The 20,874-nt window shown below is 45.4% G+C and carries 18 protein-coding genes and 1 tRNA gene; 13 read left to right on the top strand and 6 right to left on the bottom strand.

Annotation, left to right across the window (positions count from 1 at the left end; genetic code table 11):
• Nucleotides 1–158: 158 nt before the first annotated feature.
• Genes minE through minC form a run of 3 tightly spaced genes read right to left on the bottom strand, consistent with a single transcriptional unit; the run spans nt 159 to nt 1,923 of the window.
• Nucleotides 159–422 carry a cell division topological specificity factor MinE gene (minE, locus tag F0231_RS06040; protein ID WP_171758819.1) on the bottom strand — a complete coding sequence of 88 codons (264 nt, stop codon included), beginning with the start codon at nt 420–422 and terminating at the stop codon, nt 159–161.
• 6 nt (nt 423–428) lie between these two features.
• Entirely contained in the window at nt 429–1,241 is an 813-nt protein-coding gene (minD, locus tag F0231_RS06035; protein WP_171758818.1) for a septum site-determining protein MinD, read from the bottom strand.
• A gap of 19 nt (nt 1,242–1,260) precedes the next feature.
• Nucleotides 1,261–1,923, bottom strand: a complete 663-nt coding sequence (gene minC / locus F0231_RS06030) for a septum site-determining protein MinC (protein ID WP_171758817.1) — start codon at nt 1,921–1,923, stop codon at nt 1,261–1,263.
• Between the two features lie 161 nt (nt 1,924–2,084).
• On the opposite strand from minC, the gene F0231_RS06025 reads away from it, so the two are divergent.
• From F0231_RS06025 to F0231_RS06010, 4 genes are all read left to right on the top strand, one after another.
• Entirely contained in the window at nt 2,085–2,381 is a 297-nt protein-coding gene (locus F0231_RS06025) for a YcgL domain-containing protein (RefSeq protein WP_171758816.1), read from the top strand.
• 54 nt (nt 2,382–2,435) lie between these two features.
• The gene (locus tag F0231_RS06020) at nt 2,436–3,401 is read left to right on the top strand and encodes a lytic transglycosylase domain-containing protein (RefSeq protein WP_171758815.1); all 966 of its coding nucleotides are present in this window, start codon (nt 2,436–2,438) and stop codon (nt 3,399–3,401) included.
• A gap of 63 nt (nt 3,402–3,464) precedes the next feature.
• A complete protein-coding gene (locus F0231_RS06015) occupies nt 3,465–4,406 on the top strand; it encodes a LysR family transcriptional regulator (RefSeq protein ID WP_171758814.1) in 942 nt (313 codons plus the stop codon).
• Between the two features lie 229 nt (nt 4,407–4,635).
• The gene (locus F0231_RS06010; protein ID WP_171758813.1) at nt 4,636–5,835 is read left to right on the top strand and encodes a NupC/NupG family nucleoside CNT transporter; all 1,200 of its coding nucleotides are present in this window, start codon (nt 4,636–4,638) and stop codon (nt 5,833–5,835) included.
• 204 nt (nt 5,836–6,039) lie between these two features.
• Here F0231_RS06010 and folD read toward each other — a convergent pair whose 3' ends face one another.
• Nucleotides 6,040–6,900 carry a bifunctional methylenetetrahydrofolate dehydrogenase/methenyltetrahydrofolate cyclohydrolase FolD gene (gene folD / locus F0231_RS06005; protein ID WP_171758812.1) on the bottom strand — a complete coding sequence of 287 codons (861 nt, stop codon included), beginning with the start codon at nt 6,898–6,900 and terminating at the stop codon, nt 6,040–6,042.
• 200 nt (nt 6,901–7,100) lie between these two features.
• Here folD and F0231_RS06000 point away from each other — a divergent pair.
• A tRNA-Arg gene (locus tag F0231_RS06000) sits at nt 7,101–7,177 on the top strand.
• 138 nt (nt 7,178–7,315) lie between these two features.
• Here the strand turns inward: F0231_RS06000 and F0231_RS05995 are convergent.
• On the bottom strand, nt 7,316–9,085 hold the full coding sequence (locus F0231_RS05995; protein ID WP_171758811.1) for a choice-of-anchor I family protein: 1,770 nt from the start codon (nt 9,083–9,085) through the stop codon (nt 7,316–7,318).
• 270 nt (nt 9,086–9,355) lie between these two features.
• On the opposite strand from F0231_RS05995, the gene F0231_RS05990 reads away from it, so the two are divergent.
• Nucleotides 9,356–9,967 carry a DUF2913 family protein gene (locus F0231_RS05990; protein WP_171758810.1) on the top strand — a complete coding sequence of 204 codons (612 nt, stop codon included), beginning with the start codon at nt 9,356–9,358 and terminating at the stop codon, nt 9,965–9,967.
• 215 nt (nt 9,968–10,182) lie between these two features.
• On the opposite strand, the gene F0231_RS05985 is transcribed toward F0231_RS05990, so the two are convergent.
• Nucleotides 10,183–12,123, bottom strand: a complete 1,941-nt coding sequence (locus F0231_RS05985) for a methyl-accepting chemotaxis protein (RefSeq protein ID WP_171758809.1) — start codon at nt 12,121–12,123, stop codon at nt 10,183–10,185.
• A gap of 457 nt (nt 12,124–12,580) precedes the next feature.
• Here F0231_RS05985 and F0231_RS05980 point away from each other — a divergent pair, with 457 nt between their 5' ends.
• From F0231_RS05980 to F0231_RS05950, 7 genes are all read left to right on the top strand, one after another.
• Nucleotides 12,581–14,041 carry a protein adenylyltransferase SelO gene (locus F0231_RS05980; RefSeq protein WP_171758808.1) on the top strand — a complete coding sequence of 487 codons (1,461 nt, stop codon included), beginning with the start codon at nt 12,581–12,583 and terminating at the stop codon, nt 14,039–14,041.
• 150 nt (nt 14,042–14,191) lie between these two features.
• Complete coding sequence (locus tag F0231_RS05975; protein ID WP_171758807.1) at nt 14,192–14,914, top strand: response regulator; 723 nt, start codon at nt 14,192–14,194, stop codon at nt 14,912–14,914.
• Complete coding sequence (locus F0231_RS05970; protein ID WP_171758806.1) at nt 14,904–16,355, top strand: ATP-binding protein; 1,452 nt, start codon at nt 14,904–14,906, stop codon at nt 16,353–16,355. Before F0231_RS05975 ends, F0231_RS05970 begins: the two co-directional genes overlap by 11 nt.
• A 143-nt stretch (nt 16,356–16,498) precedes the next feature.
• Nucleotides 16,499–17,746: an ABC transporter substrate-binding protein gene (locus F0231_RS05965; RefSeq protein WP_171758805.1), complete on the top strand. Its 1,248-nt coding sequence runs from the start codon at nt 16,499–16,501 to the stop codon at nt 17,744–17,746.
• A gap of 136 nt (nt 17,747–17,882) precedes the next feature.
• The gene (locus tag F0231_RS05960; protein ID WP_171758804.1) at nt 17,883–18,806 is read left to right on the top strand and encodes a carbohydrate ABC transporter permease; all 924 of its coding nucleotides are present in this window, start codon (nt 17,883–17,885) and stop codon (nt 18,804–18,806) included.
• Nucleotides 18,803–19,660 (top strand): carbohydrate ABC transporter permease, encoded by an 858-nt coding sequence (locus tag F0231_RS05955; RefSeq protein WP_171758803.1) that lies wholly within the window; start codon nt 18,803–18,805, stop codon nt 19,658–19,660. Before F0231_RS05960 ends, F0231_RS05955 begins: the two co-directional genes overlap by 4 nt.
• A 5-nt stretch (nt 19,661–19,665) precedes the next feature.
• Nucleotides 19,666–20,781, top strand: coding sequence for an ABC transporter ATP-binding protein (locus tag F0231_RS05950; RefSeq protein ID WP_171758802.1), 1,116 nt, complete (start codon nt 19,666–19,668; stop codon nt 20,779–20,781).
• Nucleotides 20,782–20,874 lie beyond the last annotated feature (93 nt).

The following is a 20,874-nucleotide window of genomic DNA, read 5'->3' as shown; positions in this document are numbered from 1 at the left end:
TTCCGCAGAGCGCCGAAGGAGTGAGTAGGGAATCTCTTTGGATTGACGATGAACGTTAAGAGCTCCCCAACTCGTTCAATCCTCACCCTTGAGGATAACGGGCACAAAAAAAGGTTGATGCCTTCACATCAACCTTTAATCATTTAGCTCGTAGCTGTTTATTTCTCGTCTTCAGGAAGCTTAACGTTAAGTTCCAGCACTGAAATATCATCATCTTTGTGCTCGAAAGACAAATCAACCATAGAAGGATCAACGGCCACATACTTACCGATTACTTTAAGAATATCTTCTTTAAGTTGTGGCAAGTAAGAGGGCGCAGGGTCATTGTGGCTACGACGCTCTGCGACGATGATCTGTAAACGCTCTTTGGCTAAGTTCGCGGATGTTTTCTTCTGTGGGCGGAAAAACTCAAGTAGTGACATGCCGATCTAGCCTCCGAATAGTCGTTTAAAGATTCCTTTCTTCTGTTCAGTCAGGAAGCGGAAGTCCACTTGCTGGCCAAGCAGGCGCTCAACTGTGTCATCGTAAGCCATACCTGCGTCTGATTGATCATCAAAAATCACAGGTACACCTTTGTTAGAAGCGTTTAGTACCGCCTGGCTCTCTGGAATCACGCCCAGTAGAGAAATGTGCAGAATCTCTTCAACATCTTCTACGCTCAGCATTTCACCTTGTGTTACACGCGCTGGGTTGTAACGAGTCAAAAGCAGGTGCTGCTTAACTGGCTCTAAACCTTCTTCGGCACGGCGAGACTTAGAATCTAAGATACCTAGAATTCGGTCAGAGTCGCGAACAGAAGAGACTTCTGGGTTAGTTGTTACAATCGCTTCATCTGCAAAGTATAGCGCCATTAGCGCACCCTGCTCGATACCCGCAGGTGAGTCACAGATAACGAAATCAAAGCCCATCTCGTCGAGTTCATCTAATACTCGGCGAACGCCCTCTTTTGTAAGAGCATCTTTGTCACGCGTTTGAGAGGCTGGAAGAATGAAAAGATTCTCGGTGCGCTTATCTTTAATCATCGCTTGGTTCAGTGTTGCTTCACCATTGATAACGTTGACAAAATCGTAAACGACGCGGCGTTCGCAGCCCATGATTAGATCTAAGTTACGCAGACCGATATCGAAGTCGATTACAGCGGTTTTTTTGCCTTTCAGTGCAAGACCTGAGGCGATTGCTGCGCTAGACGTGGTTTTACCAACACCGCCTTTACCTGACGTAACAACAATAACGCGTGCCATTATGTGTTCCTTAATTGTTTTAAATTGATAGCAACTCAAATTTTAAAGAGTCATCGTTCAAGCTGAACATGACTTTTTGTTGCCAGTACTCTTCAGCAAATTGTTCAGTCAGCCAATAGTGACCAGCGATAGACATTAGCTCTGCGTGTAATTTATTACAGATGATTACTGCACCTGTATTACCGCTGGCGCCTGCAATAGCGCGGCCTCGCAGTGTTCCATGAACATGGATAGAGCCATCTGCAATTACTTCTGCGCCTTCGCTTACGTGGCTTAACACGATAAGGTCGCTGTCTTTCGCATAGATTTGTTGACCAGAACGTACTGGCGTTCGAATAATTTTTGTGGGCAGCATTTTTGCTGGAGCTTGAGTCGGTGACTTACTTGCCGACATAATCGCAAACTCGGCTTCTGAGGCTAAGTTTTCTGTGCGTTTGTCTTTGCAGCCGGTCACACCAACGGGAATCATTCCCGCAACAGAGATACCGTCCTTTAGTCTCATGAAGTCAATATCACCATCGACTTTAGATATATTTATGACAACAGGGGCATGAGCAAAAAATGCTGGAGCCTGAGTAACCTTTTCTTGTAGGAAGTGAATTGTTTTATCAACATCGTTGTCAGAAAGGTGTAAAACTGACAAAGTAAAGCTACTGCCTTTTAGGTCTGGGGTCTGTGACATCTTTTACTTACAACCTCTTAAGGGCGTTGCCTGAGACTAGGGGTATCATGTTATATTCCAATAATAGGCACAGCAAGCTATCTTGTGCTCAATTGACTGTTTTGCTCTCAAATTTAGCCAAACAGTAACGTTCTCTGACTATTTACGGACAAAGGTTTCCAATGCTTTGTGCAATTTACAAAAGTTCTAAAAAAGAAGGCGCTTACCTCTACATCCCAAAAAAGGATGATTTTTCACAAGTTCCTGACACATTAATGCAGATGTTTGGCAAACCTACCATGGTTATGGTGGTCAAATTAGATGGGCGCACATTGGCTCAAGTTGACGTTGAGAAAGTGAAGCAATCTATGCAGGATGAAGGTTTCTTCCTCCAGTTGCCACCACCGCCAAAAAACCTATTAGATGAATACAAAGAGCAGAAAAAAGCTCGTCAACAATCCCAAGATAACGAAGGTTAATCGCCTCAAGAACAGAAAACGGATTGTTGTATTTGACTGCTCAAGGAGGGCAAGTTGAAAAAATTATTGTCAGTCGCTCTAGGTCTCGCTTTAACCTCATCTGTGTATGCGAATGAAGCAAGCTTTGATGAGTATGTTAAAGGCCTAAAACAAGAGGCCCGTGATCAAGGGATCTCAGAACAGGTTATTGAACAAGCTTTTACCGATGTCACTCACAAACCGCGCGCGGTGAAAGCTGACAACAACCAGCCAGAAAAAAGATTGACGTTGGATGAGTACATCCCGCGTGCAGTGCCTGATTGGAAAGTAAAGCAAGCGAAAGAACTCTACCAAAAACACTACGACGAACTAAGCCGTATTGGTGAAAAGTATGGGGTTCAACCGCGCTTTATTGTCGCGCTTTGGGGTGTGGAGAGTAATTTTGGTCGTTTTACAGGGAATTACCGCGTAATCGATGCTCTTTCTACTCTTGCCTATGATGGACGTCGTGAAGCCTTTTTCCGCAGCGAGACCATGGCCGCGCTTCAGATCCTCGATGAGGGGCATATAGAGTTTGAAGACTTTAAAGGCTCTTGGGCAGGCGCGATGGGGCAGTGTCAATTTATGCCAAGCTCGTTCCTTGCGTATGCTGCAGATGGCAACGGTGATGGTAAGAAAGACATTTGGAACACAGAAGCTGATGTCTTTGCGTCGGCGGCAAACTACCTAAGTGAGTTTGGCTGGAACGACACTTATACTTGGGGTCGCCAAGTTAAATTGCCAGCTGGCTTCGATATGGCTCTTGAGGGGCGCATCGAGGGCAAAGAGAAAAAGCTAGCCGAGTGGAACCAATTGGGTATTACCCGTTTCGACGGAAGTGCACTGCCACAAGTCGATGTCGATGCTTGGTTAACAGCACCAGACAACGCGAACGGACGAGTCTATCTGGTTTACAACAACTACAATGTATTGATGAAGTGGAACCGCTCTTACTACTTTGCACTCGCGGTAAGTCACCTTGCCGATAGAATCACCTTGTAGAAGATTCAATACAGACAATGAAAAGAGCTCAATGGAGCTCTTTTTTCTTTTTCGGAGTTTATTTTGCTGCAAGAACGTGCGTCACAAATGGTGGTCTTTTCTGCCCTTCTAAAACATCAAAACTTTACCCAAGCGGCGAAAAGCTTGGGGGTGTCTGTGTCGTATGTGAGTAAACAACTGGCGCAATTAGAGGACTCGTTAGGGGTAAAATTAGTCCAACGTACCACGCGCAGTTTTACCCCAACTGAAGCTGGTCAGCATTTCTATGAACATTGCGCACGGTTAGTTGATGTTGTAGGGGAGGCAAGCAGAGAAATAGAGTGTCAGCGTGACGAAGTGGCGGGTTTGGTGAAACTTGGCTTGTCGCAATCTTTTGGTACGCTGCATATCATCCCAGCGATCAATGAACTGCGCCAGCAATACCCAAACTTACAAGTCGAAGTCCACTTGTTCGATTATCGTGTCGATATGTTGGAAGAAGGGCTAGATTTGTGGATCACCAATAATGAGCATCTACCAGAAGGCTATGTTGCTCAGCGACTAGCAGACTCTCAGTTTGTGGTAGCCGCCTCAGCAGATTACTTAGTTAAGAATACAACGCCGCTACACCCCAATGACCTTTCCGATCATAACTGCCTTATTTATCGAAGTTGGGAGAGGGATTACATCCGATGGGCCTTTTCTAATCAAGAGGGGGAGGTTAACGTCAAAGTGTCAGGTAATTACTCGGTCGATTTAGCGGAAGCGGTGCGAGATGCAGCAGTAGCAGGCTGGGGGATTGCTTATTTGGCGACGTATCTTATAAGAGATGAGTTTAAGAATGGCGAATTGATTCAGCTATTTCCTGACTGGAAAGCTTCTCAAAGCATGCCTTTTTATGCGGTTTATCCAAGTCGTCGTTACTTGCCTAAGAAAACGCTCGCGGTGATCGATTTTATTAAGCAAAAGATTGGTAATCCTTGTCATTGGGATAAGAAGCTCGCTCCCTACATACAGCGCCCGTAATATTGGTAAAGGCAAGATATATTTTTTCTGACTTTATAAACATCTTTTCCAAAAGGAAATAATAATCAGAGGCAAACGTTTAAATTCAATTAAATCAAAGGATTAAGTTGATGATTAATCTTTGCTCAGCAGTTTAATTCATCCTGTTAACAAATGTGATTTGCATCTCACTTTTGACACTATACACTCCGGCGCCACTCCTGTTTCCCCTTTTTGTCGGATTCATTTTATGAACTCTATTCTTGGCATTATTGCCATCTTATTTGTGGCGTGGTTACTGTCGACCAACCGAAAAAGCATTAACTTCAAAACTGTTTCACTGGCGTTTGTTTTGCAAATCACATTTGCACTGCTAGTGCTCTACGTGCCTGCGGGTAAAGAAGCACTTAACAGTGTCACTGGCGCGGTATCTAACCTGATCAACTATGGTCAAGAGGGGATTGCCTTCCTATTTGGTGGCTTAGCAACCGGTGGATTTACGTTTGCCATCAACGTGCTTGGCATCATCATCTTCTTCTCTGCATTGATTTCTGGCTTGTACCATATTGGTTTAATGCCAAAGGTGATTAACGTCATCGGTGGTGGTTTGCAGAAATTGTTGGGGATTGGCCGCGCAGAGTCACTGTCGGCAACGGCAAACATCTTCGTTGGCATGATCGAAGCGCCATTAGTGGTTAAGCCTTACCTAAAGCAGATGACTGACTCACAGTTCTTTGCTGTTATGACGGGCGGTTTGGCTTCTGTCGCTGGTGGCACCCTAGTCGGCTATGCTTCTTTGGGTGTTGACCTAAACTACCTCATTGCTGCCGCTTTCATGTCTGCTCCTGCAGGTTTGTTGATGGCTAAAATCATGGTGCCAGAAACTCAGACTATCAATGCAGAAACTGAACTCGACAATGTCGAAATGCCGAAAGCAACCAACGTAGTCGAAGCGATGGCTGATGGCGCTATGTCGGGTTTGCGTATCGCGGTTGCGGTAGGCGCAACGTTATTGGCATTCATTAGTGTGATCGCAATGCTAAACGGCATGTTAGGCTGGATTGGTGATCAGTTCGGTATGACATTAAGCTTTGAACTGATTCTAGGTTACTTGTTTGCCCCTGTTGCGTGGCTATTGGGCATCCCTTGGTCTGAAGCGGTCACTGCGGGCTCGTTGATTGGTAATAAAGTGGTAGTAAATGAGTTTGTTGCCTTCATCCAGTTGATGGACGTTAAAGCTCAGCTCAGTGAACACTCTCAAGCGATCGTGACTTTCGCTCTATGTGGTTTTGCTAACATCTCAACCATGGCAATGCTGATTGGCGGTTTAGGCAGTGTTGTTCCTGAAAAGCGTCCGTTTATTTCTAAGTTCGGCTTCAGAGCAATTGCTGCGGGTGTTATGGCTAACTTAATGAGCGCTTCAATCGCGGGTGTGATTCTTAGCCTTTAATTACAGCTGTTAGTGACCAGCGTGTCATTCCTTAGAACGAAGGATGAGTGAGTAAGGAATCTCTAAAAGTGACTCCATGGCTTTAAGAGATTCCCAATTCATTCGTGCCTCACTCTTGAGGATGACAGCATGAGTATTAATACTAAAAAGGGTTGATGTCGTTAAACATCAACCCTTTTCTCATTCAATCAAGCGTTTATAGCGTTACTTCTTAGTATGGTATTGCTCACACGCCAGCATCGTGTTTTCGATTAGGCTTGCTACTGTCATTGGGCCTACACCACCAGGAACTGGAGTAATGAAGCTCGCGTTCTCTTTTGCGTTCTCGTAGTCCACGTCACCAACCAGCTTGCCTGATTCTAAGCGGTTAATACCAACATCAACCACAACCGCACCTTTCTTAATCCAGTTACCTGGGATGAAGTTTGGTTTACCTACCGCAACTACAACCAGATCAGCTTGGCGAACGTGGCCTTCTAGATCTTTAGTAAAGCGGTGACATGTCGTTGTTGTACAGCCTGCTAGTAATAGCTCAAGTGTCATTGGGCGACCAACAATGTTTGAAGCGCCAACCACAACAGCGTGTTTACCACGAAGCTCGATGTTGTAACGGTCTAGAAGTGTGATGATCCCTTTCGGTGTACAAGAACGTAGCTTAGGCATACGCTGAGCAAGGCGACCTACATTGTATGGGTGGAAACCATCCACGTCTTTTTCCGGGTGGATACGCTCAAGTACGTGCGTTGCATCGATGCCAGCAGGAAGAGGCAGCTGAACAAGGATACCGTCAATCTCGTCGTCACCATTTAGCTCATCAATAAGAGTCAATAGCTCTTCTTCTGTTGATGTAGCTGGAAGGTCAAAAGACTTAGAAACAAAGCCAACTTCTTCACAAGCGCGACGCTTACTGCCCACGTACACTTGCGATGCTGGATCTTCACCGACTAATACTACAGCCAGACCAGGAGCACGAAGACCTGCTTCTTTACGAGCTTTAACACGTGCTGCGACTTCTGAACGAACGGTTTGCGAAATCAGAGTTCCGTCGATATTTTGAGCTGTCATGATTTACCTTAAGAAATTATGGCGACTTATTTGCAGCGCATTGTCGCAAATTATTTGACGAACATCTATAAGCAAACGTTTGCTTTGTGGTGTTTTTAATCAAAATATAATTCTGTGACCTTTTTTTAGTCATTCAGATCAGAATGTTATCAAAAGGCCTTGTTTTAAGAGTTCTAACTCGTATAATCCTTTCCTGTAGCGCGCCCTTAGCTCAGCTGGATAGAGCACGTCCCTTCTAAGGATGTGGTCATAGGTTCGAATCCTATAGGGCGTGCCATTTATCTAGAAACCCTGAAAGCTCTTTGAGTTTTCAGGGTTTTGTCGTTTTGGGGCTCCTAAAATCAAGACTTGTAACGTGTCGCTCTTATAGACACAAAAACGCCCGAGATATTCGTCGGGCGTTTTTAACAACAAGCTATAGTTCGATTTTGAATACCGATGTCGTGCCAGATACTTCGTTACCGACAGCGATAAAGTGTTGCCCGTTGCGAGCGAAGTAGTTGATCGACTCTGGACCTAAATCCCCAGCGTCAGGGTTGTAGGTACCATTGGCGCAATCGCCATCTTCGACTTCAGTGCAAACGGGTTGGCTGTAATCACGGCGATTAGTGTAGTGGATGAACAGAGCTTGCTTAGGGGCGGTGATGTCATAAATCATGATGCCACCTTGGCGCTCTAAACCAACAAATGCGTAGTGCTTACCATTAATCGTTGCAACTTCGATCGCTTCAGGCTCTATGCCCTTATCATCACTGCGATCATCTCCGCTGTTGTTGTTATCATTGGTGCTATTGAAATGTTCCCCTTGCTTGAATGAAGCAATAGAAGCTAGGTCGTCCCCACTATCGAACACGAGTTCACCATGTTCGTCCCAAATAGAGAACGAACGAGCTCCAAACGCTTGAACATTGTCCTTTGCACCAACCTCTTTGTCCGATTTAACCACTTTAAGACGAGCCAATTGATTGTTGTCTTTTAGCGCTTCGGCTAAAGGGTGGTCGGAAGAGACTTTAAGTTTTTTACCACGCACTTCATCGATGTGACTCAAGCAAGTGCCTTGTTTGGAGGTGTATTCCCCAGTGCCTTGGTAATCATCTTCGTCCCATGTGAAGCCTGCTTGATCACACTGTTGCTGCGTAGTTTTGAAACCATACTCACGACCGTCTCCCTCATTTGCAGAGACAATGTAGGTTTTGCCATCAACCGAATAGCTGTCTAGTGTGTCAGGCATATATAGACCTACGAGCTGCGGGTAATGGTTGAAGTTACCTGTTTTCTTGTCTTTGTTGGAAGCATCTAGTGTCGCCTCGCTCCAAGACTTCTCTCCGAGACTAACAATCTTTTCGACCGATTTACTTTCAGGATTAACAATCGCCATCGCATTGTTTTCTTGCAGGGCAACATAGATCTTTCCGTTGTCTGCAAAGGTTAAGTATTCAGGTTCAAGATCTTGCGCGACAGTCGCATTGGGACCTGTGATTCGAACATCTTGAGGGAGTTCTGACTTACGCTCTCCATCAAATTCATTGAAGCCGATTTGAGTTACTTCGGCATCAGCGACCCCTTGGGTTAAATCAATCAGGGTAATGCTGCCTTCAGGATCAACGGAATAATCTTTGTTTGGTTCACCTTCATTCGCCGTTGCGATGTATTGGCCGTCTTTCGAAAAACCGACCATATCCGGCAGTGCGCCAGTAGGGTAGGTCGTGATAAGAGATAGATCATCAGAGCGGTAGAGGCCGACGATGCCGTTTTCCTGTTTGTTGCTATTCTCAATGGCGACTGCGACTAAACCACTAAATACTGCAACGCTATTTGCCGCACCAATGCTGATTCCAGCATGTTCTCCAGCGCTGTTTAAATCGATAAATGCGGTTTGTTTAGGTGCACTCATCTCATCGAAGGACAACACATCAACACGCTTTGCTTGGGCGTTCACAACATACAGCTTGTCAGTACATGCATCGTATTGGACGATTTCGGCAGCAGATGTATCAAATGGTGCGTTTGCCACTGAAGTGCCGATAAAGGTTAAACCTCGAACCGATGACTCACCATTTGTCGGAGCAATCGACGTTTTGCACTGGGCAGCAAAAGAGGAAACAGGTTTCTCAGGTTGTGATGAACAAGCAACAGCGAGTGAGGATAGTGCCAGAACGCCAAGCGCCTTAAATGGGGTGGTCATGATATCTCCTTGTTTAATCATGGTAGGCCGTGAGCACTATTTCGGTGATCAACGACGAAAACGACTGGCTAAGAAGGTATGTATGTTTTGTGAATTATAGATTCGATTTTTATGACAGAAATGTGTTGTTTAAATGAAAGGAATGGAACAAGGATACTTTTATCGCTTTTCGATGCATTACTGTACATAAGCAATCCTTTTCGGTAGCATGTCGTTCCCTTATCGATAGTGATTCACTCAAGCCTTTACCGAGTAACCATTTTCAGCAACATGCGCAGTATCCATACCAAAATAAAACCTGAGTTTGAACCGCTTTTGGCTGAACTCGCTCTTCATGCTTTACTTCATTTGCGCACTAACCATTCTGGCAAAGTTCTAGCGAGAAAGTCTCGCTCTGATGTGAATGACATATTGTCTGCGTGGTTGAATAAAGCGGCGAACAGTAAAAAATACAAACCGTTTAAGAAAAAGGTACGTTCGCTGGTAAGTCATGGCCGAGCTCAGCGTCTTGATATGGAATCGATGCTGGGTAATTTACTTCCACCCACTCAAGGGGATGAGTTACCACACTTGGATAGCTTTCTGCTGCTGGTGAATACGCTCGAGAAAGAGCTTAATACTACGGTGCTCGTCTCAAGCCCTGAATCGGTTGATTTAAAACATAACAGCAAAGGTTGTTTGCTCTGTGTATTGTCGCAAGACTTGAACGCGCATTTTAATAACCGTAATAAGCTTGTTGCTGACATTTCGATGCTATTTCGCGGCACTCATGGTGAGCGCCACGCCTTTTTAAGAACCATTTACTCTTCGTCTTTGTTTGACCACAATGTTGAGTTCGAAGACGGAGATTTTGTTCGGATCTCGTTAGGGCTCAGAAAGTAATACCAACCTAAATAAATATCTGGTCATTCTTGCTGGCTAAAATCACTAATAGCTTCGTTATAGATTTTGTAGGTAGGTCAACTAGCTAGCTGCAATCTATGCCTTGCTCTAAGCGATTTTTTCTGCGCAATTATCTGAACAGCTACTTATCCAGATTGATATACGTTGAAATGAAAAAAGTGGCACTTGGCCACTTTTTTACTTTTCGATTTGCACTAGTTAAGCTTGAACTCTTGTAGCTGACCATTTACCTCACTGACGTCTTGACGATAGCTTGAGACAATTCGCTTCATGGTGTCGGCAAGTTGCCCTGTAGTTTGGGCAATATCAGACAACACATCCACATCTTTGTCGACCGCTTCACTGGCTTTTGACTGTTCGATGGTCGAGTTAGCAATGCTAGTGATGTGTTCGTTAACTACCTCAATCAAAGACTCTAGCTGAGTGATACTGTCGTTAACGTCTGAAACGGAACTGAATGTTTCATCCGTGGCAGCGCGGCTCTTATTCATGTTGCTGACTGCCATTTGAGTATTGTTGGTAATGTTTGCCAGCAACTGTGAGATATCTTCTGTTGCAGTCTTACTGCGCTGAGCCAGATCTCTTACCTCTGAGGAGACCACAGCAAAGCCTCTACCATGTTCGCCTGCTCGGGCAGCTTCAATTGCAGCATTTAAGGCCAGTAAGTTTGTTTGCTCAGATATACCATTGATCGTTTCGACGATTTTACTGACACTTTGCGCGTCATTTTCCAGCTGAAGCATGCAAGATTGGGTTTGTTCGATTTGATTCACTAACGCTTCGACGGCCTGATAAGAAGTGCGGCTCTGTTCTTGGCACTGATTCACTTTCATGGTCATTTGTTCTGTCTCATGCAGAGAGCGTTCAGACGATGAAGCGATTTCCAAGCTCGACTGAGAAAGTTCGGTCATGGCGGCGGCAATGTTGCCACACTTATCCGCAGTAGCACGGCTGCTAGTACCGAGATCGGTCGCACCTTGAACCATTTGCTCCAACCGTTCATTACTGTGCTCGTTACTTTCGGTCACGCTGACAAGCAGGTGCTTAATGCTCGCAATGAGTCCATTAACGCTGCGAGAGATTTGCGACAGTTCATTCTTACCCTCGGCGTTTAAAACCACACTAAGGTTGTTGCTGTCTGACATCGATGAAAGATTCGTAGTCAGGCTGCGAACACGCTGCTTCAAACTGCGCAATGAGATGGTCAGTGATGCGATTAAGATGATAGAAAGCACCAGACCTGTCGAAATTAATGCACTCATTTGCCAAGTTGCAGTTTGGGCTTGGTTCTCGACGGTGGCGATCATGTCACTTTGCAGGTGGTTTCGAATCTGGTTGACGAGTTTTATTCGCTCAGTGGCAGCCGAGAACCATGTAAGAGGAGAAGGCCCTTGTAGGTCATTGAGGGTGTTTTTAGCTGCTTCAAGCTGAGAAGCGTACTCTGTTGGCATGGTAAGAAGCGCTGCACGTTCGCTGTAGGCCCCTGAGTTAAGGTATTGTTCAATCGCAGAATATTGGCTCAGTGTCGAGTTCTTTCTCGCAAAGGCACCGTTTAAGGCACCACGCACCTGACCGGCTCGCTCTTTAATAGTCATGATTGCAGTCAATGAATTGCCAAGTTGAGTAACTTCAATATTGTTGACCGCGGAAATCAGAATATGCGTATTATCGATGGCTAGCTGATTTAAGTTTGAGTAGTAGCCAAAAGGGGATGTTTTCGGTGCTAATTGATCAACTTGGGAACGCACGGACTGGAGTTTATTTAGCTCTATCTCAAGGTCACTTCTGAGGCTTTCCACTAAGGGTAATGGGAGAAATTCTGGCGAAAAGCTTTTAAAAGATCGAATATGTTGATCTGCTTTACTGCGCTGTTCTTGCAGCTTCTTTACTTGTTCCGCAGCCCCCTTACTGCCTAAAACTCCCGCGGTAAGCCCACGTTCAACCGCGAGATTGTGGGCTAAGTTGTCGTAAAGTAAGGTAAGTTGAATGACTTCCTGATCTTGATTTGCCTGGTTGACGATACTCTTTTGATGTAAAAAAAGCTCGATAGACATTAACGCTGCAAGTAGTAAGGGTATCCCGGCTAGGGCAGTAACGATGTGATGTAGCGAAAATCGTTGCAATAACGAACGCATAGCTAGACTCCTGACGATATAGTTTTGTTTTTATAGATCAATCATAGTTGATACTTCTCGATTTTTTATAGATGGAACGCTATTTATAAAGTGTTCGATGTGACAACAGGCACAGACTCTGAAATACCATAGTTGGCTGTAATAAAAATTTAATCTTCTTATGTATTGTGGATTAAGTGAATATTCATCATATTGTAATGACTGTGTAACAAAAGGAGTTTCTATCTATGCAGCATCAAGAGATGATTCAACATTCAAACTTTGGCGTAATTAGCCGCACTTGCCTTTTTTCTCTTCTGGGTGTGATTACCGTTTTTACCCTTTTATAAACGGGCAAATATAGAGGCAAGCCTTGTTGTCATTTGTGTTTCTCATACGTGACTTTGAGGCGCCCTCTGGATCTTAGCAACTGGCATGTGCTAGCTTCGGTATGTTAAATACTGTTAATGGTTTGTATATGCTTCCTTCTCTCTCTCATCGATTTCTTTCTCTTCCCGCATCCTTTTATACCGTGGTGATGCCACAGCCTTTAGATAATTCAGAATGGGTGATTTGGAATAGTGACTTTGCCCGCCAATATGATTTACCCATGACAGCGCCTGATGGTGATCTTAAGGCACTACTAGCAGGGGAAGCGATCATTGAGGACGCTCCACCTATCGCGATGAAGTATGCTGGACATCAATTTGGCGCATACAATCCAGATCTCGGTGATGGCCGCGGACTCTTGCTTGGTGAATTGACCAATGATTCAGGCCAAGTCTATGACCTTCACATTAAAGGTGCAGGTTTGACGCCGTACTCTCGAATGGGTGATGGCAGAGCGGTGCTTCGCTCAACCATACGCGAATATCTGTGCAGTGAAGCGATGGCGGGACTTGGAATTCCAACCACTCGTGCTCTTGGGATGCTTGTCAGTGATACTCCGGTGTATCGCGAAAAGTGTGAACAAGGGGCACTGCTGTTGAGAGTCGCGAAAACACACATTCGCTTTGGCCACTTTGAACATTTTTTCTATACCAATCAGCTCGGAGAGCTCAAGTTACTCGCAGACAAGGTTATCGAATGGTATTGGCCTGATTGCTCTCAATACGACAATCCTTATTTGGCGATGTTTGAACATATTGCCGCCAATACTGCAAACATGATTGCACAATGGCAAGCGTATGGGTTTGCCCATGGTGTGATGAATACCGACAACATGTCGATTGTTGGTGAAACTTTCGACTATGGTCCATTTGGCTTCTTGGACGATTATGAACCTGGCTATATCTGTAACCACTCTGATTACCAAGGTCGTTATGCGTTTGATCAGCAACCTCGAATCGGGCTTTGGAATTTATCGGCATTGGCACACAGTTTATCGCCGCTTATTGAACGAGCGGATCTGGAGCGAGTTCTTGCGAGTTATGAAACGCAACTGGGTGAGCAGTTTAGTTTGTTGATGCGTTCAAAGTTGGGTTTAACCAATAAACATGAAGGCGATAAGCAGCTATTTGCATCGATGTTCGAGGTACTACAACAGAGTCGGGTTGATTACACACGATTCATGCGAACGCTTTCTTCATTAGATACACAACAGGAATTAGATGTGATTGATCTCTTTATCGATCGTGAAGCGGCATCTCATTGGTTAAGCCTATACACTCAGCGTTGTCTTCAAGAGGTGGATGAGAACGGCAATTCTATTTCAGCAGAGCAGCGTTGTGAGCAGATGCGTCGTGTGAACCCTAAGTATATTTTGCGTAATTACCTTGCCCAGATAGCCATAGAAAAGGCAGAACAAGGCGACTTTTCAGAAGTTCATGCTTTAGCGCAATTACTGAAACATCCGTTTGATGAACAGCCAGATATGGACGCTTACGCCAATTTGCCACCAGATTGGGGCAAAAAGATGGAAATCAGTTGTTCATCATAGCTTCTCTACCTGTTGGGCTAGGATAAGTCTTGTTAATAAGATGTGACATAAATCCGTCAGGAACTCAAAGAATCACGACTCCCTAATGAGCGTCTAGTTAAGAAACGATTACACTCGCTTTATAAATCGGACGCAGTAGAGAGTAGGGATATGTCGGCGAAAATTCTCGTAGTCGATGACGATCAAGAGATTTGTGAGTTGCTTGAAGAGTACCTCACCAAGCAAGGGTATGTGGTAACCAGTGTTAATGATGGTGAGCAGATGAAATCTCACATTGATCAGCATGGCTATCCAGAACTGATTTTGCTTGATGTCATGCTCCCTGGGGATGATGGCTTCACCTTGTGCCAGCAAGTGCGCCGTCATTCATCCGTGCCGATCATCATGTTAACGGCGGTCTCTGATGATACCGACCAGATCATCGGCCTAGAAATAGGGGCTGATGATTACATTGCTAAGCCTTTTAATCCGCGTCATCTCAATGCCCGAATTAAAGCGGTCATGCGCCGCGTCAGTCAGTCGGAAGAGATCCCGGCCAGTGCGAGTGCCAAACATATTGTGTTTGGGGATTGGCAACTTGACCCATTGGCACATCGCATCACTCACCTTGAGAATCAGCAAAGCCATGATTTGTCTGGCAGTGACTTTGCTCTCTTGATGTTGTTTTTGAAAAGGCCGAACGAAGTGCTCGATCGTGACACGATTTCATTTGCAACAAGAGGGCGAGAAGCTCTGCCATTCGAACGGGGCATAGATGTGCAGCTTAGCCGACTTCGCCAGCGGTTAGGAGACAGTGCCAAGTTCCCTCATTACATCAAAACAATGCGTGGAAATGGTTACCTACTCGCGGTGCCGGTGAGCTATGAGCAGTAAAGGTTGGCGGTGGATCAAACCTAACTCTTTAGTTGGGCGAACCCTAGGGCTGACGTTGTTGGCCGTCATTCTGGCTCAAGGTGTGGCCACCAGTATTTGGTACACGGAATCAAAGCACAAAGAGCTAGCAGGAATACGTGACGCGTCGCAGAGCATGGCCAATATGTTTGCTTCAACTGTGACGTTCTTTCAATCGCTCCCGGTTCGATATCGTCATATTGTTTTAGACCAAATTCGTAATATGGGGGGAACTCGTTTTTTTGTCTCGTTCAACAAAGAGCAGCTGGTCGTCGACCCCATTACGGATACACCGTTAAAGCGTGCATCCATAGAGGCGATCGAGGGGGTACTAAACAGCAAGCTGACCAAAGTAGAGAGCATTTCAGTCGACTTCTCTCACGCAGATAATCTGCGCCTCCTCAAAAATGACATTTACCTGCACGATCTGCCGAGATCATGGGCTCATCATACGCTAACGCTAGATCCTATCGATCCGCCTATCTTGGTGGTGCAGATTGAATTAACCACTCATGAGTGGGTCTATATAGCGGCGCTTCTTCCTGCGCCTTATGTGACACTTGATGACACCTTAATTGGTCGAGAGCAAATTCTGTTTCTTATCTTCTCTACCGCGATTCTTCTTGTGCTCACCTACCTATTAGTTCGTCGGCAAGTCAAACCTCTCAAACGTTTGGCGAAAGCGGCCAATGAGATGAGTATGGACATTGAACAGGCGCCGTTAAAAGAAGAAGGCGCGAGCGAGCTTATTACCGCAACGCGAGCATTTAATAGGATGCAGCAACGTATTCGCCGTTATGTCGCGGATCGAGAACATCTTTTCTCCGCGATTTCTCACGATCTGAAAACACCCATCACTAGACTTAGGTTAAGAGCCGAGTTGCTAGAAAACGATGCCAAAAGAGATAAGTTTAATCGTGACTTGGATGAGTTGGAGATGATGGTAAAAGGCGCGTTGCAATGTGTTCAAGACACAGACTTGCATGAAAACAACACCTATATCGATCTCAATGAACTGATTGCTAGCATTATTGAGCCACTTAACCATTCTCAACAGCGAGTTCAGTTTGAACCTCAAACACTTGAGCCGATTGTTGCCAAACCACTGGCGATGAAGCGGGTATTAAGCAATCTAATCGACAACGCCGTAAAGTATGGGGTTCACGCCGAGGTCGAGATTATAAGCACTGAAGAGTGGGTCCAAGTGGTGATTTGCGACCAAGGACCGGGCATCCCAGAGGACAAGTTAGAGGCTGTGTTCGAGCCTTATTATCGATTGGCAAAGGATGATACCGGACACGGTTTAGGGCTTGGGATCTGCCGAAATATCTTACATGGGCACGGTGGAGATCTCATTATTGACAACTTACCGATTAAAGGTCTCAGAGCACAAGTCTATATCCCACAGGGGCTTGAGGTGTAATGTAACATTGTTGTTACATTGTCATTACGGTTTGTTTCAATCTAAAAATTCTATTTGGATAGACTCGATTAAGTACAAGCAAGAACGCTTGGGGTCATCAAGCAGTAGGCCTGAATGTCTAATCCAATACATGGAAGATAATAATGAAACTTAATAAAACCCTACTTACTCTTTCTCTACTTTCTGCTGCCAACCTAGCTAATGCGGGCGAAGTTGAAGTTCTTCACTGGTGGACTGCCGGTGGTGAAGCGAAATCGGCAGCTGTCCTTAAAGAGATGCTAGAGAAACAAAACCACACTTGGAAAGATTTCGCTGTTGCTGGTGGTGGCGGTGAGTCAGCGATGACAGTACTGAAAACACGTGCAGTATCAGGTAACCCACCTTCGGCGGCACAGATCAAAGGTCATGATATCCAAGAGTGGGGTGGGTTAGGCTTTCTGACATCCCTTGATAGCACAGGTAAGCAAGAGAACTGGGATGAGATCCTACCGTCGGTTGTGACTAACGTAATGAAGTTCGACGGTGAGTACGTTGCAGTGCCAGTGAACGTTCACCGCGTAAACTGGATTTGGGCAAATCCAGAAGTGTTAGAAAAGTCGGGTGTTGAACTGCCAACGACTTTGGATGAGTTCTTCGCAGCGGCTGACAAAATTAAAGCGGCGGGCTACGTTCCTTTAGCTCATGGTGGTCAGCCTTGGCAGGATGCGACGGTATTTGAAGCCGTAGCATTGGATGTACTTGGCAGCGAAGACTACAACAAAGCGTTTGTTGAGCTAGATATGGATACGCTGTCTGGCGATAAGATGGTGGAAGTGTTCACCAAGTTTAAGCGCATTCGTGATTACATTGATTCAAACTCACCAGGTCGTGACTGGAACGTAGCGACATCGATGGTTATCAATGGCGAAGCTGCAATGCAGATCATGGGTGACTGGGCAAAAGGCGAATTTACAGCGGCAGGTAAAGTGCCAGGTAAAGACTACATCTGTGCGCCAGCGCCGGGTACTAATGGGCAGTTTACGTTCAACATTGATAGCTTCGCGTTCTTTGAACTTAGCGATAAAAGCAATCAACAAGCACAGCAAGATCTTGCTCGTACCATCCTTACTAAAGATTTCCAAGAAGTCTTCAACCTCAACAAAGGCTCTATTCCTGTTCGTCTAGATATGGACATGGCGAAGTTCGACCAATGTGCACTGGACTCTATGGCAACGTTCAAAGCGAGTGCACAGTCGGGTGATCTTGTACCGAGTATGGCTCATGGTCTATCGACCACAAGCTACGCGCAGGGTGCGATCTATGACGTCGTGACTAACTTCTTTAACGATGATAAAGCGGATCCTCAGCTAGCGGCGCAGAAACTGGCTAAAGCAGTAAAAGCAGCCATCTAAATCGCTAGCAATGACCAGTCTATTCTCCGGCTGGTCTCTCACACCCCAAAGGGCGTTCAAGCTTGTGGGGAGCTTGTTCGCCCTTCCTTTACCTGATCCGGCGTGGGATCTGGGTGTTGTAACGTAAGGACTCGTTATGGAGCATGTTGTTAACCGGTACGAGAAGAAGTCGTCGTTTAAGCCCAACTTGGCTGACCGACTTCAGCTATGGCTACCGAAAATCGTTCTTGCCCCGACTGTACTCGTGACTGTGGTTTGTATCTACGGTTACATCTTTTGGACAGCGGCGCTTTCAATGACCAATTCTCGTTTTTTACCAAGCTTCAACTTTGTTGGCTTTGCTCAGTATGAAAAGCTGATGGAAAACGATCGTTGGATTACTTCAATTACTAACCTTGGCCTGTTTGGCTTACTGTTTATGATCGTTGCAATTGGTTTAGGTGTCGGCCTCGCCATTTTGCTGGATCAAAACATTCGTCAAGAAGGCGCGATTCGAACTATTTATCTCTACCCGATGGCACTGTCATTTATTGTGACGGGTACGGCGTGGAAATGGATTTTAAACCCAGGTCTTGGCATTGAAAAGTTAATGCAAGATTGGGGCTTTACCGACTTTAAATTTGATTGGCTCGTTAACTCTGATATGTCGGTCTACACACTGGTTATTGCTGCGGTATGGCAATCTTCAGGTTTCGTGATGGCGATGTTCTTAGCGGGTCTTCGTGGTATCGACTCTTCAATTATTAAAGCGGCACAGATTGATGGTGCTAATCTGCCAACCATCTACTGGCGCATTATCATGCCGTGTTTAAGACCGGTATTCTTTAGTGCCGTGATTATCACGTCACACATCGCTATCAAGAGTTTTGACTTGGTAACAGCAATGACTGCGGGTGGCCCTGGTTACTCTTCGGACCTTCCTGCGCTGTTTATGTATGCGCACTCATTTACTCGCGGACAGATTGGCTTAGGTGCAGCCAGTGCGATGATGATGCTTGCGGGTATTTTAGCGATTCTAGTGCCTTATCTGTACTCAGAACTTAGGGAGAAAAAATCATGATCAATGGTATAAATTTCTCTCGTCTGTTTATTTACTCAACCCTGCTGTTTTTCTGCTTGGTTTACCTAATGCCACTGTTTGTGATGGTCATTACCTCATTCAAAACATTGCCTGATATTAAGGCGGGTAACTTGATGAGTTTGCCAACAGAGTGGGTGTTTGATGCATGGTTTAAAGCGTGGGATAGCGCTTGTACAGGCGTTAAGTGTGAGGGCGTTAAAGGCTATTTCTGGAACTCATTCCAGATGGTGATTCCTGCGGTCGCAATTTCAACCTTACTCGGTGCATTCAATGGCTACGTAGTAACGAAGTGGCAATTCCGTGGTTCGAATCTGTTCTTTAGCTTACTGCTGTTTGGTTGCTTTATTCCGTTTCAAGTGGTCTTGCTACCAATGGCTACGGTTCTTGGCAAACTTGGACTAGCTAACACAACGGCAGGGCTTGTTATTGTTCATGTTATCTATGGCATGGCGTTTACTACGCTGTTTTTCCGTAATTTCTATATCAGCATTCCTGACGAGTTGGTCAAGGCTGCGAAGTTGGATGGAGCTGGCTTCTTTACCATCTTCTTTAAAATCTTACTGCCGATTTCAACGCCTATCATTATGGTCACCGTTATATGGCAGTTTACAGCGATTTGGAATGACTTCTTGTTCGGCGTCGTTTACTCCGGCTCTGAAACCCAGCCGATAACAGTGGCACTTAACAACTTGGTCAACACCAGTACCGGCGTGAAGGAATACAACGTCGACATGGCCGCGGCGATCATTGCTGCGCTGCCGACGCTGCTGGTGTATGTCTTAGCAGGAAAATATTTTGTTCGTGGCTTAACCGCGGGATCGGTAAAAGGATAATTATCATGGCAACACTTGAACTTAAACAAATCCGCAAAACCTACCCAAAAGCGGATCAAGAGACACTAAAAGGCATAGACATTGATATCGACTCAGGTGAGTTTCTTATCTTAGTTGGCCCATCGGGGTGTGGTAAATCGACTTTGATGAATACCATTGCGGGACTTGAAAACATCAGCTCTGGTGAAATCGTTATAGATGGTAATGATGTCTCTGATGTGGAGCCAAAAGACCGTGATATTGCGATGGTGTTCCAGTCTTATGCGCTCTATCCAAACATGACGGTGCGCGGCAATATCGAATTTGGCCTAAAAATTCGCAAGATGCCTCAACAAGAGATTGATGCGGAAGTCGAGCGCGTGGCGGCAATGCTGCAAATTGATCACTTACTTGACCGTAAACCTTCTCAGCTGTCGGGTGGTCAACGTCAGCGTGTCGCAATGGGGCGTGCATTGGCTCGTCGTCCTAAGCTTTATCTTTTCGATGAACCGTTGTCGAACCTAGATGCAAAACTGCGTGTCGAGATGCGCCACCAAATTAAGCGCCTACATCAACAACTGAACACGACGATTGTGTACGTTACTCATGACCAAATTGAGGCGATGACGCTTGCCGATCGAATTGCGGTGATGAAAGACGGCGAGCTTCAACAGCTAGGCACACCTCAAGAGATCTACAACAAGCCAAACAATATGTTTGTGGCAGGATTTATGGGTTCACCATCAATGAACTTCATCAAAACCATGGTGGATTTAAATGATGACGATAAGCCTGTGATCAAAGTAAAAGGCGGAAACGGGCAAGAGCACCATATTAATCTTCCTGCCTCGATGCGTGAGCAGGATGGGAAAGAGGTGGTTATTGGCCTTAGACCTGAACATATCACAGATGCGGAGAACCAAGAGTCTGTCGCGACAACGAAGTTGGATCTGATGCTAGAAGTGCTAGAGCCGACAGGGCCAGATACCATCGCGATGATTAAGGTTAACGAGCAGGAAGTCGCATGTCGTTTGTCGCCAGAATTTGAGGTGACGGCAGGTGAAATTGCTCCTTTGCACTTTGATTTGTCAAAAGCGGTGTTTTTTGATGCAGTGACAGAGAATCGCATTGAATTTCAGTAGGGTGGCAAATTACTGATATGTTTGTTAGTAAAATTGATATTCTCGGCTAAGCTTAAGGCATAGCATGAAGTGAGTTTCATGCAATGTGAGTGG

Origin of the sequence: Vibrio sp. RE86 (assembly GCF_013114545.1) — a bacterium.
In the GTDB taxonomy this organism is placed as follows: domain Bacteria; phylum Pseudomonadota; class Gammaproteobacteria; order Enterobacterales; family Vibrionaceae; genus Vibrio.
Note: the sequence above shows the minus strand (reverse complement) of the source record. Positions and strands in the feature narration are given on the sequence as shown.

What these genes read in the sequence shown, in the direction of transcription:
- minE (WP_171758819.1), bottom strand. Translation starts at nt 422, where the DNA reads ATGTCACTACTTGAGTTTTTCCGCCCACAGAAGAAAACATCCGCGAAC.
- minD (WP_171758818.1), bottom strand. Translation starts at nt 1,241, where the DNA reads ATGGCACGCGTTATTGTTGTTACGTCAGGTAAAGGCGGTGTTGGTAAA.
- minC (WP_171758817.1), bottom strand. Translation starts at nt 1,923, where the DNA reads ATGTCACAGACCCCAGACCTAAAAGGCAGTAGCTTTACTTTGTCAGTT.
- F0231_RS06025 (WP_171758816.1), top strand. Translation starts at nt 2,085, where the DNA reads ATGCTTTGTGCAATTTACAAAAGTTCTAAAAAAGAAGGCGCTTACCTC.
- F0231_RS06010 (WP_171758813.1), top strand. Translation starts at nt 4,636, where the DNA reads ATGAACTCTATTCTTGGCATTATTGCCATCTTATTTGTGGCGTGGTTA.
- folD (WP_171758812.1), bottom strand. Translation starts at nt 6,900, where the DNA reads ATGACAGCTCAAAATATCGACGGAACTCTGATTTCGCAAACCGTTCGT.
- F0231_RS05995 (WP_171758811.1), bottom strand. Translation starts at nt 9,085, where the DNA reads ATGACCACCCCATTTAAGGCGCTTGGCGTTCTGGCACTATCCTCACTC.
- F0231_RS05990 (WP_171758810.1), top strand. Translation starts at nt 9,356, where the DNA reads ATGCGCAGTATCCATACCAAAATAAAACCTGAGTTTGAACCGCTTTTG.
- F0231_RS05985 (WP_171758809.1), bottom strand. Translation starts at nt 12,123, where the DNA reads ATGCGTTCGTTATTGCAACGATTTTCGCTACATCACATCGTTACTGCC.
- F0231_RS05980 (WP_171758808.1), top strand. Translation starts at nt 12,581, where the DNA reads ATGCTTCCTTCTCTCTCTCATCGATTTCTTTCTCTTCCCGCATCCTTT.
- F0231_RS05975 (WP_171758807.1), top strand. Translation starts at nt 14,192, where the DNA reads ATGTCGGCGAAAATTCTCGTAGTCGATGACGATCAAGAGATTTGTGAG.
- F0231_RS05970 (WP_171758806.1), top strand. Translation starts at nt 14,904, where the DNA reads ATGAGCAGTAAAGGTTGGCGGTGGATCAAACCTAACTCTTTAGTTGGG.
- F0231_RS05965 (WP_171758805.1), top strand. Translation starts at nt 16,499, where the DNA reads ATGAAACTTAATAAAACCCTACTTACTCTTTCTCTACTTTCTGCTGCC.
- F0231_RS05960 (WP_171758804.1), top strand. Translation starts at nt 17,883, where the DNA reads ATGGAGCATGTTGTTAACCGGTACGAGAAGAAGTCGTCGTTTAAGCCC.
- F0231_RS05955 (WP_171758803.1), top strand. Translation starts at nt 18,803, where the DNA reads ATGATCAATGGTATAAATTTCTCTCGTCTGTTTATTTACTCAACCCTG.
- F0231_RS05950 (WP_171758802.1), top strand. Translation starts at nt 19,666, where the DNA reads ATGGCAACACTTGAACTTAAACAAATCCGCAAAACCTACCCAAAAGCG.